The sequence below is a fragment of the Mycobacterium sp. NGS11 genome (genome assembly GCF_059813315.1).
The window spans coordinates 1-12,755 of record NZ_JCALEJ010000011.1; the positions used below are offsets into that span (position 1 = coordinate 1).

General features: G+C 70.0%; 15 protein-coding genes. 11 read left to right on the top strand and 4 right to left on the bottom strand.

The window, feature by feature from the left end:
• Positions 1–87 precede the first annotated feature (87 nt).
• Together pspA and pspM are read left to right on the top strand one after the other, a co-directional pair.
• Positions 88–915 carry a phage shock protein PspA gene (gene pspA / locus AC5Y4T_RS14405; protein WP_499919332.1) on the top strand — a complete coding sequence of 276 codons (828 nt, stop codon included), beginning with the start codon at positions 88–90 and terminating at the stop codon, positions 913–915.
• On the top strand, positions 905–1,735 hold the full coding sequence (pspM, locus tag AC5Y4T_RS14410; protein WP_499919333.1) for a phage shock envelope stress response protein PspM: 831 nt from the start codon (positions 905–907) through the stop codon (positions 1,733–1,735). The genes pspA and pspM overlap by 11 nt, the downstream gene beginning before the upstream one ends.
• A gap of 21 nt (positions 1,736–1,756) precedes the next feature.
• On the opposite strand, the gene AC5Y4T_RS14415 is transcribed toward pspM, so the two are convergent.
• Positions 1,757–2,188, bottom strand: a complete 432-nt coding sequence (locus AC5Y4T_RS14415; RefSeq protein WP_499919334.1) for a limonene-1,2-epoxide hydrolase family protein — start codon at positions 2,186–2,188, stop codon at positions 1,757–1,759.
• 50 nt (positions 2,189–2,238) lie between these two features.
• Here AC5Y4T_RS14415 and AC5Y4T_RS14420 point away from each other — a divergent pair, with 50 nt between their 5' ends.
• Genes AC5Y4T_RS14420 through AC5Y4T_RS14430 form a run of 3 tightly spaced genes read left to right on the top strand, consistent with a single transcriptional unit; the run spans position 2,239 to position 3,969 of the window.
• Entirely contained in the window at positions 2,239–3,405 is a 1,167-nt protein-coding gene (locus AC5Y4T_RS14420; protein ID WP_499919335.1) for a glycosyltransferase, read from the top strand.
• A 49-nt stretch (positions 3,406–3,454) separates the two neighbouring features.
• A complete protein-coding gene (locus AC5Y4T_RS14425; RefSeq protein ID WP_499919336.1) occupies positions 3,455–3,727 on the top strand; it encodes a hypothetical protein in 273 nt (90 codons plus the stop codon).
• A gap of 47 nt (positions 3,728–3,774) precedes the next feature.
• A complete protein-coding gene (locus AC5Y4T_RS14430) occupies positions 3,775–3,969 on the top strand; it encodes a DUF3046 domain-containing protein (RefSeq protein WP_431602678.1) in 195 nt (64 codons plus the stop codon).
• 1 nt (position 3,970) lies between these two features.
• Here AC5Y4T_RS14430 and AC5Y4T_RS14435 read toward each other — a convergent pair whose 3' ends face one another.
• Positions 3,971–4,597 carry a flavodoxin family protein gene (locus tag AC5Y4T_RS14435; RefSeq protein ID WP_499919337.1) on the bottom strand — a complete coding sequence of 209 codons (627 nt, stop codon included), beginning with the start codon at positions 4,595–4,597 and terminating at the stop codon, positions 3,971–3,973.
• 58 nt (positions 4,598–4,655) lie between these two features.
• Positions 4,656–5,315, bottom strand: coding sequence for a (2Fe-2S)-binding protein (locus AC5Y4T_RS14440; RefSeq protein WP_499919339.1), 660 nt, complete (start codon positions 5,313–5,315; stop codon positions 4,656–4,658).
• Positions 5,316–5,491: 176 nt separating this feature from the next.
• Between AC5Y4T_RS14440 and recA the strand changes: the two genes are divergently transcribed.
• From recA to AC5Y4T_RS14460, 4 genes are all read left to right on the top strand, one after another.
• Positions 5,492–6,532: a recombinase RecA gene (gene recA / locus AC5Y4T_RS14445; RefSeq protein ID WP_007774959.1), complete on the top strand. Its 1,041-nt coding sequence runs from the start codon at positions 5,492–5,494 to the stop codon at positions 6,530–6,532.
• Positions 6,498–7,019 carry a recombination regulator RecX gene (recX, locus tag AC5Y4T_RS14450; protein ID WP_499919341.1) on the top strand — a complete coding sequence of 174 codons (522 nt, stop codon included), beginning with the start codon at positions 6,498–6,500 and terminating at the stop codon, positions 7,017–7,019. The genes recA and recX overlap by 35 nt, the downstream gene beginning before the upstream one ends.
• Positions 7,020–7,080: 61 nt before the next feature.
• On the top strand, positions 7,081–8,634 hold the full coding sequence (gene miaB, locus AC5Y4T_RS14455) for a tRNA (N6-isopentenyl adenosine(37)-C2)-methylthiotransferase MiaB (RefSeq protein WP_499954117.1): 1,554 nt from the start codon (positions 7,081–7,083) through the stop codon (positions 8,632–8,634).
• Positions 8,631–9,245: an Rv2732c family membrane protein gene (locus tag AC5Y4T_RS14460; RefSeq protein ID WP_499919342.1), complete on the top strand. Its 615-nt coding sequence runs from the start codon at positions 8,631–8,633 to the stop codon at positions 9,243–9,245. The genes miaB and AC5Y4T_RS14460 overlap by 4 nt, the downstream gene beginning before the upstream one ends.
• 6 nt (positions 9,246–9,251) lie before the next feature.
• On the opposite strand, the gene AC5Y4T_RS14465 is transcribed toward AC5Y4T_RS14460, so the two are convergent.
• Positions 9,252–10,580: a DUF349 domain-containing protein gene (locus tag AC5Y4T_RS14465; RefSeq protein ID WP_499919343.1), complete on the bottom strand. Its 1,329-nt coding sequence runs from the start codon at positions 10,578–10,580 to the stop codon at positions 9,252–9,254.
• A gap of 434 nt (positions 10,581–11,014) precedes the next feature.
• On the opposite strand from AC5Y4T_RS14465, the gene AC5Y4T_RS14470 reads away from it, so the two are divergent.
• Together AC5Y4T_RS14470 and AC5Y4T_RS14475 are read left to right on the top strand one after the other, a co-directional pair.
• Complete coding sequence (locus AC5Y4T_RS14470) at positions 11,015–11,992, top strand: DMT family transporter (RefSeq protein ID WP_499919344.1); 978 nt, start codon at positions 11,015–11,017, stop codon at positions 11,990–11,992.
• 65 nt (positions 11,993–12,057) lie between these two features.
• Entirely contained in the window at positions 12,058–12,750 is a 693-nt protein-coding gene (locus AC5Y4T_RS14475; protein ID WP_499919346.1) for a class III extradiol ring-cleavage dioxygenase family protein, read from the top strand.
• The last annotated feature ends 5 nt before the right edge of the window (positions 12,751–12,755 follow it).

Genomic DNA, 12,755 nt, shown 5'->3' on the forward strand with positions numbered 1-12,755 from the left:
CCGTTAAATTGAGCGACAGGCGCAGAGCCCGTTCAGGCCCATCCGGGGACCCTCCGGATCCTCAAGAAGCGAAGGTGGAGCTCACTCATGGCCAATCCGTTCGTCAAGGCGTGGAAGTACCTCGCGGCGCTGTTCAACGCCAAGATCGACGAGCACGCAGACCCCAAAGTCCAGATCCAGCAGGCCATCGAGGAAGCGCAACGCACGCATCAGGCGCTGACCCAGCAGGCCGCGCAGGTCATCGGCAACCAGCGGCAACTGGAGATGCGGCTGAACCGTCAGCTGGCGGATGTGGAGAAGCTGCAGGTCAACGTCCGTCAGGCGTTGACGCTGGCCGATCAGGCGACCGCGTCCGGTGACACCGCGAAGGCCACCGAGTACAACAACGCCGCCGAGGCGTTCGCCGCCCAGCTGGTGACCGCCGAGCAGAGCGTCGAAGACCTAAAAACGCTGCACGACCAGGCGCTGGGCGCGGCCGCGCAGGCCAAGAAGGCCGTCGAGCAGAACGCCATGGTGCTTCAGCAGAAGATCGCCGAGCGCACCAAGCTGCTCAGCCAGCTCGAGCAGGCCAAGATGCAGGAGCAGGTGAGCGCGTCGCTGCAGTCGATGAGCGACCTCGCCGCCCCCGGCAACGTTCCCAGCCTCGACGAGGTGCGCGATAAGATCGAGCGGCGGTATGCCAACGCGATCGGGGCGGCCGAGCTCGCGCAGGGTTCGGTGCAGGGCCGGATGCTCGAGGTCGAGCAGGCCGGCGTCCAAATGGCCGGCCATTCGCGGCTGGAGCAGATTCGCGCCTCGATGCGTGGCGAGGCCCTGCCGACCGGTGGCGCGCCGGCCGCTCCCACCACCCCCGCCACCCCAGCGCCCGCGGAAAGCGCGGGCGGCTCGGTCGCCGAGAAGCCGCTTGGCCAGTAGTCGAAGCGTCGTTGCGGTGAAAGCAGCACAGCCCGGGCCGTGGCGTGCGCTGCTGCACCGCGGGCTGGCCACCGCGGCCGACCTCTCCGACTTGGTGGCCCGCCGGATCAGCGCGGTCGCGGACCCGCGCGCACGCCAGCTGCGTCGCCGTCGCCGCGCGCTTCGCTGGGGACTGATCTTCAGTGCCGGGTGTGTGTTCTGGGCGGCGGTGACGATGCTGCTGGCGGCCTGGGGTTGGTTCGCACTGCTGCTGGAAATCACCGGGGGCGTCGCGGTTTTCATGGCCATCCCCGCGACGCTGTTGCTGCTTCGCTATCGCTGGCTGCGGTCCGAGTCGTTGCCGATACCCCGGGCCGCGGGCGCGCGCCGGCTGCCGCCGCCGGGTTCGGCGGCGCGCCCCGCGATGTACGCGTTGGGGGCCTCGGAGCGAGGGTTTACGTCATTGGTGGCCGTGATCGAGCGGGGCGCGATGTTGCCCGCGGCCGAGATCCGCGACCTGACCGCGGCCGCCACCAGGACCTCGGCGGCCATGGCGTCCACCGCGGCACAGGTGGTGTCGATGGAGCGGGCGGCGCAGGCCAGCGAGGAATCGCGGTCGTATCTGGTGCCCACCATCAACGCGTTCACCGCGCAGCTGTCCGCCGGCGTCCGCCAGTACAACGAAATGGTCACCGCGGCAGCGCAATTGGTGTCCTCGGCGAACGGCGATGGATCCGCGGCATCGCAGCAGTATCGCGTCGAGCTGGCCGGCGCGACCGATCGCCTGGTCGGCTGGGCGCAGGCGTTCGACGAACTCGGCGGATTGCGCGGGACGGGCTAGCGTGCCGCGCGGATCATATTGCTAGAACGACGCTTTGAGCGACGGCAGCAGCAGCGCCGCCAGACCGCGGGCGGTGGCCTTGAGCATGTCGAAGAAGTCGAAGTAGTCCCGCCACAACGTGATCCGCCCGTTGTGGACCTCGAACACGCCGCACACCCAGAACTGCAGCCGCAGCGGGCCGAAGATCAGCGCGTCGGTGCGTTCGGTGAGCACCGCGCCGCCGTCGGCCGCGATGCGATGGATCTTCACCTCGAAGGCGGCGCGGCCCTCCATCTGGCGAAACAACTTCATGGCCCTGGCCCGGCCACGGATGGTGGGCAGGCCGACGTTTTCGTAGACGAGGTCGTCGGCCAGCGCGGCGTCGGCGGCGTCGTAATCCGCGTCCTGCAGGGCGTACAGGAATCCTTCGACCGTACGGGTGTTCGCAACGGTTGTGCCAGTCAGCTCGGTCATCTTGCCAGCGTAGGCGCGGGGCGATCGGGCGCTGTGGCAGGGTGAGCACGATGCGCCTCGCCGTGGTCGCCGGGCCGGATCCCGGGCATTCGTTCCCGGCCATTGCGCTGTGCCGGCGCTTCGCCGCAGCCGGAGACGAGCCCACGCTGTTCACCGGCCCCGAATGGCTCGACACCGCGCGTGCCGCCGGCGTGAAGGCCGTCGAGCTGGACGGGTTGGTGGCCACCGACGAAGACGTCGACGCCGGGGCCCGCATCCACCGGCGCGCCGCGCGGATGGCCGTGCTCAACGTGCCCGCGCTGCGCGACCTGGCGCCCGACCTGGTGGTGTCGGACGTCATCACCGCCGGCGGCGGCATGGCCGCCGAACTGCTGGGCATCCCGTGGATCGAGCTCAACCCGCATCCGCTGTACCTGCCGTCGAAGGGCCTGCCGCCGATTGGCAGCGGGCTGGCGCCGGGCACCGGCATCCGGGGCCGGCTGCGCGACGCCACGATGCGCGCGCTGACGGCGCGATCCGTGCGCACCGGCCTGCAGCAGCGCGCGGACGCGCGCGTCGAGATCGGGCTGCCGGCGCGCGACCCGGGGCCGCTGCGGCGGCTGATTGCGACGCTGCCCGCGCTGGAAGTATCCCGCCCCGACTGGCCAGCCGAGGCCGTCGTGGTCGGGCCGCTGCATTTCGAGCCGACCGACCGGATCCTCGAGGTCCCGGCCGGCTCCGGGCCGGTCGTGGTCGTCGCGCCCTCGACCGCCGTGATCGGGACCGAGGGCCTCGCCGAGGTCGCGCTGGGGTGCTTGACGCCGGGGGAGACCCTGCCGGCGGGATCGCGCCTGCTGGTGTCGCGGTTGGACGGACCGGAGCTGACGGTGCCGCCGTGGGCGACGGTAGGGCTGGGACGTCAGGACGAGTTGTTGGCGCATGCCGACCTGGTGATCTGCGGTGGCGGCCACGGCATGGTGGCCAAGACGCTGCTGGCCGGCGTGCCGCTGGTGGTGGTGCCCGGCGGCGGCGACCAGTGGGAGATCGCCAACCGGGTGCTGCGCCAGGGCGGCGCGCGGCTGATCCGGCCGCTGACCGCCGACGCGCTGGTGGCCGCCGTGAACGAGGTGCTGTCATCGCCCCGCTACCGGGCGGCGGCGCGGACGGCGGCCGCCGGCATCGCCGACGTCGCCGATCCGGTCCGGGTGTGCCGCGACGCGCTCGCGGTGACCGGATGATCCGCCGCTCGCGGTCCCGGCCGACCTATGCTTCGGCGGGAGGCAGCCGATGAAGATCATCACGACAATCGCCGCCGGCGCCCTGCTGGCGGGGACGCTGGGCGGTGCAACCGTGGCGCACGCCGACAGCCCCGAGGAACAGCAGGCGTGCCAGTTGATGGACGATCCGGCCGCCGCCCAGCAGGGACTAGCGCCTGCCGAGTACGCCTTCATGCAATTGCGCGCCACCATGTCTGCTCAACGCGCGCGCGACGTGATGTCGATTGCGGTGCATGAGGACTGCCCGAATCACATCATCGACCTGCCGGCCAGCTGGAGGTAGCGGCCGCTCAGGTGTCCCATGTACGCGGGCTGGGTATGTTGACTGGCGTGCGGCTGACGGAGTTTCACGAGCGGGTAGTACTGCGCTTCGGCACCACCTATGGGTCCTCGGTGCTGGTGGATCACGTGCTGACCGGCTTCGACGGACGCACGGCCGCTCAGGCCATCGAGGCGGGCATCGAGCCCCGCGACGTCTGGCGGGCGTTGTGCGTGGACTTCGACGTGCCCCGGGATCAGTGGTGAGCTATTCGTATGCCGGGTAAGTGTTCTGCCGCAACACGGTGGCGAGGTGCACGGCGTTACGGACCGCATTGCCGGTAGCGGATGCGACGGCTTCCGGCACGTCGTCCAGGTCGGTGTAGTCCTTGCCCTGCATGGCCTCGCCGTTCCAATAGGTGCATCCCTGCGCGGCGATCGAGAATCCGATGTCATTGAGCGCCTGAAAGAGGTCGGCGACGATCTTGTGCGCGCCGTCCTCGTTGCCCACGACCGCGGCCAGGGCCACCTTGCCCACCATCCGTGGTCTTCCCTCGTCGTCCGTGTCGGACAGCTCGGCGTCGAGGCGCTCCAGCACCCGCTGCGCCACGCTGGACATATGACCCACCCAGGTCGGCGTCGACACGATCACGATGTCGGCCGCCTTGACCTTGTCCAACAGCGCCGGCCACTCATCGCCCGGCCCCATGTCGGCTTCGACGCCCGGCAGCAGGTTCAGGTCGACGCACCGCACCTTTTGGCCCTCGACGCCCGCGCTTCGCAGCTGATCGAGCAGCTGATCGGCGAGCAGCTCGCTGCTGGACGGCGCCGGGCTTTTCTTCAATGAGCAGACCAAGGCGATGGCGCGCAAGGATTGCGTTGCGGCTGAGGACATGCCGGTCAGATACCCGGACACGTCGACGCCAAACGGCGCCCGCGTCGTCCGACCGGCCCTATCGCCGCGTCCGGTGCAGCCCGCAGTCGCCGCATAACGAGCCCCCGGGCAGACGATAAAAAAGGCAGCAGCTGCGGCGCCTGAAGTCCAGGCCGGTGAGGACCCCGGATCCGGCCATCATGCCGGTGTCCAGTAGCGACCGGGTCGTCTGCACGATCGCCGGCCGCAGGTCGGGCCGCGCCACAAGCAGGGCCTGGGCGGCACCGACCAGCGCGGAGGCGACGTTGCCGGCCAGCAGGGCGGGCGCCAGCTTGACCGGAAGGCCGGCGGCGAGCGGCCGCATGTGTTCGGTCACGACGATGCGATACAGCTCCTCGGGCGCCGGCGAGGTGATGGATTCCCCGGCGGGATGGGGCAGCCGTAGCTGCGCGCCGCTATCGGCGCGTTGCAGATCGTCGAGGTCGGGCAGCACGCCGTGACCTACCGCGCACGCGAGCACCGGTGACCACAGCCGGGCGGCGTGGCCGAGGTGCACCAGCGAGGCGCCGATCCGCAGGTCGTTCGTGCGGTAGCGCCGGACGGTGGCGTCGATGAGGTCGGCGCAGCCGTCGGCGTAGGACCGCCTGACCGGATGCCATCCCGCCGCGTCACCACCCACGGTTAGCGCGAAGAATCCGCCATAAGACGAGATTTCGGACAACTCTGCCGAAATGTCCATCTGTTCTGGGGCCGGCCTTTCGCAATGTGGTGCGCGCGGCGTGTCGAACTTGAATCGAACACCTGTTCGGCTACTGTGGTGAACGTTCGGCCAGTCAACTTGTCGGTGGCTTTCTCTAATGTCACCGCCAACCGACCGATACCGGTCAGACGAACACCGACTATAGGAGAGACACCATGGCGCAAGCCCCCGACCGCGAGAAGGCTCTCGAACTGGCGATGGCCCAGATCGAAAAGAGCTACGGCAAAGGCTCAGTGATGCGTCTCGGCGACGAGACGCGTCAGCCGATCTCGATCATTCCGACCGGATCCATCGCACTGGACGTGGCCTTGGGCATCGGCGGGCTGCCCCGCGGCCGGGTCGTGGAGATCTACGGCCCGGAATCCTCGGGTAAGACCACCGTCGCCCTGCACGCGGTGGCCAACGCCCAGGCCGCCGGCGGCGTCGCCGCCTTCATCGACGCCGAGCACGCCCTGGACCCGGAGTACGCCAAGAAGCTCGGCGTGGACACCGATTCCCTGCTGGTCAGTCAGCCTGACACGGGGGAGCAGGCCCTCGAGATCGCCGACATGCTGATCCGCTCCGGCGCCCTGGACATCCTGGTCATCGACTCGGTGGCCGCGCTGGTGCCGCGCGCCGAGCTCGAAGGCGAGATGGGCGACAGTCACGTCGGACTGCAGGCCCGGCTGATGAGCCAGGCCCTGCGGAAAATGACTGGCGCGCTGAACAATTCGGGCACCACCGCGATCTTCATCAACCAGCTGCGCGAGAAGATCGGGGTGATGTTCGGCAGCCCCGAAACCACCACGGGTGGAAAGGCTTTGAAGTTCTACGCGTCGGTGCGCATGGACGTGCGCCGGATCGAGACGCTCAAGGACGGCACCAACGCGGTCGGTAACCGCACCCGGGTCAAGATCGTCAAGAACAAGGTGGCGCCACCCTTCAAGCAGGCCGAGTTCGACATCCTCTACGGCCAGGGGATCAGCCGGGAGGGCTCGCTGATCGACATGGGTGTGGAGCAGGGCTTCATCCGCAAGTCCGGTTCCTGGTTCACCTACGAGGGCGAGCAGCTCGGCCAGGGCAAGGAGAACGCCCGCACCTTCCTGAAGGAAAACGACGAAGTCGCCAACGAGATCGAGAAGATGATCAAGGAAAAGCTCGGCATTGGCGCGGTCGTGACCGATGACGACGTCTTGCCCGCCCCCGTCGACTTCTGAGCCCTCCCGCGAGGAGCAGGCGCGGGCGCTGTGCCTGCGCCTGCTCACCGCGAGAGCGCGCACCCGGGCCGAGCTGCACGGCCAGCTGACCAAACGTGGCTATCCCGACGACGTCAGCGGGCGCGTGCTCGACCGGTTGGCCTCCGTCGGCTTGATCGACGACGCCGACTTCGCCGAGCAGTGGGTGCATTCCCGCCGGGCGCACGCCGGCAAGAGCAAGCGCGCCTTGGCCGCCGAGTTGCACACCAAGGGCGTCGGCGACGACGTGATCACCTCGGTGCTGGCCGGGATCGATGCCGGTGCCGAACGGGACCGGGCGGAGCAGCTGGTGCGGTCCAAGCTGCGCCGGGAGACGCTGGACGGCGACGACGCGCGGGTGACTCGCAGGCTGGTGGGGATGCTGGCGCGCCGTGGTTACAGCCAGAACTTGGCATGCGAGGTCGTTTTCGCCGAGTTGGCCGCCGAGCGGGAGCGCCGCCGGGTCTAGGCCCTTGACGTGCGGTTTCTCCCGCGCCAACCCGTCGCCGTACCATGGCCGGGTGACTTCGATGGTGGCGCGGGACGCCGGGACCGCACACACGCCGGCCGATGCCGTGTCCGCGCGCACCTACCAAGTCCGCACCTATGGCTGCCAGATGAACGTCCACGACTCGGAGCGGTTGGCCGGCCTGCTGGAAGCGGCCGGCTATCGGCGCGCCGCCGAGGGCTCGGATTTTGGAGACGCCGACGTGGTGGTGTTCAACACCTGCGCGGTGCGGGAGAACGCCGACAACAAGCTGTACGGCAACCTCAGCCATCTGGCTCCGCGCAAGCGCGGCAATCCCGAGATGCAGATCGCCGTCGGCGGCTGCCTGGCCCAAAAAGACCGGGACGCGTTGCTGCGCAAGGCGCCCTGGGTCGACGTCATCTTCGGAACCCACAACATCGGGTCGCTGCCCACGCTGCTGGAACGCGCCCGACACAACAAGGTCGCCCAGGTCGAAATCGCCGAGGCGCTGCAGCAATTTCCGTCTTCCCTGCCCAGCGCGCGCGAATCCGCCTACGCCGCTTGGGTTTCCATCTCGGTTGGGTGCAACAACAGCTGCACGTTCTGCATCGTCCCGTCGTTGCGGGGCAAGGAGGTCGACCGCAGTCCGGACGACGTCCTGGCCGAGGTCGCCTCGCTGGTCGACGACGGCGTGCTCGAGGTCACGCTGCTGGGCCAGAACGTCAACGCCTACGGGGTGTCCTTCGCCGACCCGGCCCTGCCCCGCGACCGCGGCGCCTTCGCCCGCCTGCTGCGGGCCTGCGGCGACATCGACGGGCTGGAGCGGGTGCGGTTCACCTCGCCGCACCCGGCCGAATTCACCGACGACGTCATCGAGGCCATGGCGCAGACGCCGAATGTCTGCCCCGCCCTGCACATGCCGCTGCAGTCCGGATCCGATCGGGTGCTGCGCGCGATGCGACGGTCCTACCGTGCCGAGCGCTACCTGGGCATCATCGACCGGGTCCGGGCCGCCATGCCGCACGCCGCCATCACCACCGACCTGATCGTCGGCTTTCCCGGAGAGACCGAAGAGGACTTCGCCGCCACGCTCGACGTGGTGCGCCGGGCCCGGTTCTCGGCCGCGTTCACCTTCCAGTACTCCAAGCGGCCCGGCACCCCGGCCGCCGACCTGGACGGGCAGATCCCGAAAGCCGTTGTGCAGGAACGCTATGACCGGCTGATCGCGTTGCAGGAGGCGATCTCGCTGGAGGGTAACCAGGCCCTCATCGGGCAGACCGTCGAACTGCTGGTCGCCACGGGCGAAGGGCGCAAGGACAGCCGCACCGCGCGGATGACCGGGCGGGCCCGCGACGGCCGGTTGGTGCACTTTGCGGTCGGGGAAGCCGTCGGCGCGCCCGCCGACACCCCGGTGCGGCCCGGCGACATCATCACCACGGTGATCACCGACGCCGCACCGCACCACCTCATCGCCGACGCGGGCATCGTCACGCATCGCCGCACCCGGGCGAGTGATGCGCAGGCGGCCGGGCAGCGCCCGGGCGGCATCGGCCTCGGCATGCCCGCCGTCGGGCCGCCCGCCGGCCCGCCCGAACCCCTTGGATGTGCACTATGAGAAAAGAAATCAACAACGACGCACAGCTCGACGCCCTGCGGACCGAGATCGAGGCCGCCGAGCGCCGGGTGGCGCGCGGATTCGACCCGGGCCCTCGCGCCTTCTTCGTGTCGATCCTGGTGTTCGTGCTGTTGGCGTCCTTCATCCTGCCGCACACCGGTGACGTGCGCGGTTGGGATGTGCTGTTCGGTAGCCACCACGCCGGCGTGGCCGCCGTCGCCCTGCCGTCGCGCGTGTTCGCCTGGCTGGCCCTGGTGTTCGGCGTGGGCTTCTCGATGCTTGCCCTGGTGACGCGGCGTTGGGCGCTGGCCTGGGTTGCGTTGGCGGGCACCGCGATCGCGGGCGCCGCGGGCATGCTGGCGATCTGGTCGCGGCAGACCGTCTCCGCGGGGCACCCGGGGCCGGGCTGGGGCCTGATCGTCGCCTGGCTGACCGTGCTCGTGCTCATCTACCACTGGGCCCGCGTGGTCTGGTCGCGCACCATCGTGCAGCTGGCCGCCGAGGAGCAGCGGCGCCGCGTCGCGGCGGCGCAACAGTCGATCACCCTGCTGGACGGGCTGGACAACCCGGCGCCGCAGACCCGCGACGAGCCCGGCGACAAAGGGGACTGATCGCCACTAGGGCTTGCGGGTCAGCGCCTCGACGGCCGCCTGCGCCCACTGCCGCCACTGCTCGGCGTTGGCTTTGGCCTCTTCGGCCTCCTTGGTCCGCCCCGCCGCCGCGGCCTTCTGCGCCTGCTGTTCGTATTGCTCGGCGCGGGCCTGGAATTGCTCGGCGCGAGCCTGAGCTTGCGGGTCAGACCAGCCGACGTCGCCCGCGTCGCGCACCTTCTTCTCGACCGCGCGCAGCCGCCGCTCGAGCTCGGCGGACCGCTCGCGCGGCACTTTGCCGATCGCGTCCCACTTCTCGGTGATCGTGCGCAGCGCCGCGCGGGCGGCGTCGTGATTGCTGGTGTCCAGCTTCTCCGCCTCGGCCAGCAACGCCTCCTTGGCGGTCGCATTGGCGCGGAACTCGGCGTCCTTTTCCGCCGTCACCGCGTTGCGCGCGGTGAAGAACACGTCCTGGGCGGCCTTGAAACGCCGCCACAGGGCATCGTCGACCTCCCGGGTCGCCCGCCCGGCCGCCTTCCACTCGGTGAGCAGCTTGCGGAATTCGGCGCTGGTCGCGGTCCAGTCTGTCGAGTCGGACAGCGCTTCGGCCCGCTCACACAGCCGTTCCTTGGCCTGGCGGATTCCCGAGCGTTCCCGGTCCAGTTCGGCGAAGTGCGATCCCCGCCTCCGGTTGAAGGCCTCCCGGGCCGCGGAATAGCGCTTCCACAGCGCGTCGTCGACCTTGCGGTCCACCCCGCTGATCGTCTTCCATTCGTCGAGGATCGCGCGGAACCGATCGCCCGCGGCCTTCCACTGCGTCGCGTTGGCGGCCAACTCCTCGGCCTCTGCGGCCAGCGCCTCCTTGCGAGCGGTCTGGGTGGCCCGATGCTCCTCGCGCCGGGAGCGGTCCGCGGCGACGGCCGCCTCGGCGTGTTCGACGATGGCGCTCAGCCGGCCCGCCAGCGCGTCGACATCGCCCAGCACGGCCGCCGTCGGCAACGCCTCCGTCAGCTGGGCCGCGTGCGCCTTGATCTTGCGCGCGTCACCGCTCCCGGAGGCCAGGCGCTCCTCCATCAGGGTGACCTCGGTGGCCAGGTCATCGAAGCGCCGGCCGAAGTGGGCGAACGCCGCCTCCCGGTCGCCGGCCTGCCAGGAGCCGACGATGCGCTCGCCGGCAGAGCTGATCAGCCACACCGTGCCGTCGTCGTCCACGCGTCCGAACTGGTGCGGATTGCTGGGCGGCGGCATCACCAGCGGGTGAGCGGTGCTGGGTCGCGGAGTCGGCCGGGGACCGGGGCGCGGTCCCGGGCGGGGCACCGGCCTAGCTGAATCGTCGCGAGGCTCGTCAGCCGTCATGCGCTCGTCACTACCCTTTCGCAACCCTTCCGCGCGGTCCGCGTCCCGCGCGCCTGCCGCGCGTAGCGGCACCGTTTTCCTGCGTCTGCCGGATGCCCGTGGCCGGGGCCCCCAACAGGTTCTTAACAGTATTCAAGCAGCTTGCTCTGGCACGTGCCGCCACCTTGCCGTTCCCGACCGGCCCGACGAGGCAGGCCGACGGCGCGCTGCGAGGGGGCTCAGCCAGCGCTCACAGCTAGCTGTGTAGCTCTCTTAGAGTTATCCCACGGGTTACATAGATTGCTGAAGTATTAGTTGAACGGTTACCCGCGGCGTTATTAGCAACGTGTGCAACGTCATAGATTCGTAGTTGAACTGAACGCCAATTGTGCGTGTATTTGCTTGGGCCACGGGGAAAGCTGGGTCGGACGGCCGTCGGGCGGAGGGATCGATCAATGTCAAAAGTTGATGTCGCGGCGTTACTTGCCTTATGCGCGGCGCTGGCATCTGCGGTCGGCGACGTGATCCGTCAGCGCTCCGCGCACGAGATCACCGACAAGCCGGTCGGGCACCTCGAACTGTTCCGCATGTCGCTGCGCGACACCCGGTGGTGGCTGGGTGGCCTGGCCGCGATCACCAACTACAGCCTGCAGGCCGCGGCCCTGGCATGGGGGTCGGTCGTCTTGGTGACCGCCCTGCAGGTGACGGCCCTTCTGTTCGCACTGCCCATCTACGCGCGGCTCGCCCACCACCGGGTGCAGCCGCGGGAATGGATGTGGGCGCTGATCCTGGCCGCCGCATTGGCGGTCGTCATCATCGTCGGCGACCCGGCTGCCGGTGACCAGCGCGCGCCGCTGCGGATCTGGCTCATCGTCGCCCTGGTCATGGTGCCGCTGCTGGTGACCTGCGTGGTGGCCGCGCGGCTGCGGGCCGGCAGCCCGTTTGCGGCCATGCTGCTCGCGGTGGTGGCGGGTTCGTCGCTGGCGTTGTTCGCGGTCCTGACCAAGGGCATCGTCGAGATGTCCGAGCACGGCCTGCTGCGCGTGGTCACGTCGCCGGAGTTCGTGCCCTGGCTGTTGGTGGCGCTGGCCGGGATGATCTTCCAGCAGTCGGCGTTCCGCGCCGGCGCGCTGACCGCGTCGTTGCCGACGATGACGGTGGCCAAGCCGGTGGTCGCCGGCCTGCTCGGCGTGCTGGTGCTGAACGAGACGCTGCATGCCACCGGTCCCAAGGCCTTCGTGCTGGTCGGCGCAGTGGCGGTGGTCCTCATCGCCACGATCGCCCTGGCCCGCGGCGAAGCCGCCACCATCGACCGCGCCGAGCAAGGGTCAGGTGGTGCCCCGCGAGAAGTACCGGCCCGGGGGGTGACCGAAGACGACGACTTCGGCCCTCGCAGCGACCGTCTGGTAGTGGCGGACAGCTTTCGCCTCTGACGTCGGGAGCCCGGGCAAACCGAACTGATGCCGGACCGCGGCCGCGGTCACGTTAGTTTGGTGGCGTGCTGAGCGCGATCGCGATCGTCCCTTCGGCGCCTGTCCTCGTCCCCGAACTCGCCGGGGCGGCCGCCGCCGAAGTGGCCGACCTGGAGGCGGCGACGCTGGCTGCGGCCGCGCTGCTGCCCGACCGCTGGGTGGCGATAGGGGTGGGGCCCCAGGACGCCGTGCTGGGTCCCGACGCGGTGGGCACCTTCGCGGGTTTCGGCGCCGACGTACGCGTCCGGCTTTCCCCGCAGGCCGACGACACCGCCCCACCGGTCGCGTTTCCGGTCTGCGCGCTGCTGGCCGGCTGGGTGCGCGAACGGGCCCAGCCGCACGCCAGCGCGCAGGTCCGGATCTATCGCGCGGATCGCGAAGCCGACGCCGCACTGCGCCTCGGCGCGGCTCTGCGGGCCGAAATAGACCGGCTGGCCGAGCCGGTCGGGGCGCTGGTCGTCGCCGACGGCGCGAACACGCTGACTCCGGCGGCCCCCGGCGGATACGACCCGGACAACGCCGACGCGCAAGAGGCGCTGGACGATGCGCTGGCCGTCGGCGATATCGCCGCGCTGCGCCGGCTGCCGCGCCAGATCCTGGGGCGGGTCGCGTTTCAGGTGCTGGCCGGGCTGGCCGATCCCGGACCCCGATCGGCCAAGGAGCTGTACCGCGGAGCGCCCTATGGGGTGGGCTACTTCGCGGGCGCCTGGCAGCTGTGACGGCC

Bases quoted from the DNA above. Each gene is read 5' to 3' on its own strand.
- pspA (WP_499919332.1), top strand. From the start codon at position 88: ATGGCCAATCCGTTCGTCAAGGCGTGGAAGTACCTCGCGGCGCTGTTC.
- AC5Y4T_RS14470 (WP_499919344.1), top strand. From the start codon at position 11,015: ATGTCAAAAGTTGATGTCGCGGCGTTACTTGCCTTATGCGCGGCGCTG.
- recA (WP_007774959.1), top strand. From the start codon at position 5,492: ATGGCGCAAGCCCCCGACCGCGAGAAGGCTCTCGAACTGGCGATGGCC.
- miaB (WP_499954117.1), top strand. From the start codon at position 7,081: ATGGTGGCGCGGGACGCCGGGACCGCACACACGCCGGCCGATGCCGTG.
- recX (WP_499919341.1), top strand. From the start codon at position 6,498: ATGACGACGTCTTGCCCGCCCCCGTCGACTTCTGAGCCCTCCCGCGAG.
- AC5Y4T_RS14460 (WP_499919342.1), top strand. From the start codon at position 8,631: ATGAGAAAAGAAATCAACAACGACGCACAGCTCGACGCCCTGCGGACC.
- AC5Y4T_RS14420 (WP_499919335.1), top strand. From the start codon at position 2,239: ATGCGCCTCGCCGTGGTCGCCGGGCCGGATCCCGGGCATTCGTTCCCG.
- AC5Y4T_RS14440 (WP_499919339.1), bottom strand. From the start codon at position 5,315: ATGGACATTTCGGCAGAGTTGTCCGAAATCTCGTCTTATGGCGGATTC.
- AC5Y4T_RS14415 (WP_499919334.1), bottom strand. From the start codon at position 2,188: ATGACCGAGCTGACTGGCACAACCGTTGCGAACACCCGTACGGTCGAA.
- AC5Y4T_RS14435 (WP_499919337.1), bottom strand. From the start codon at position 4,597: ATGTCCTCAGCCGCAACGCAATCCTTGCGCGCCATCGCCTTGGTCTGC.
- AC5Y4T_RS14425 (WP_499919336.1), top strand. From the start codon at position 3,455: ATGAAGATCATCACGACAATCGCCGCCGGCGCCCTGCTGGCGGGGACG.
- AC5Y4T_RS14465 (WP_499919343.1), bottom strand. From the start codon at position 10,580: ATGACGGCTGACGAGCCTCGCGACGATTCAGCTAGGCCGGTGCCCCGC.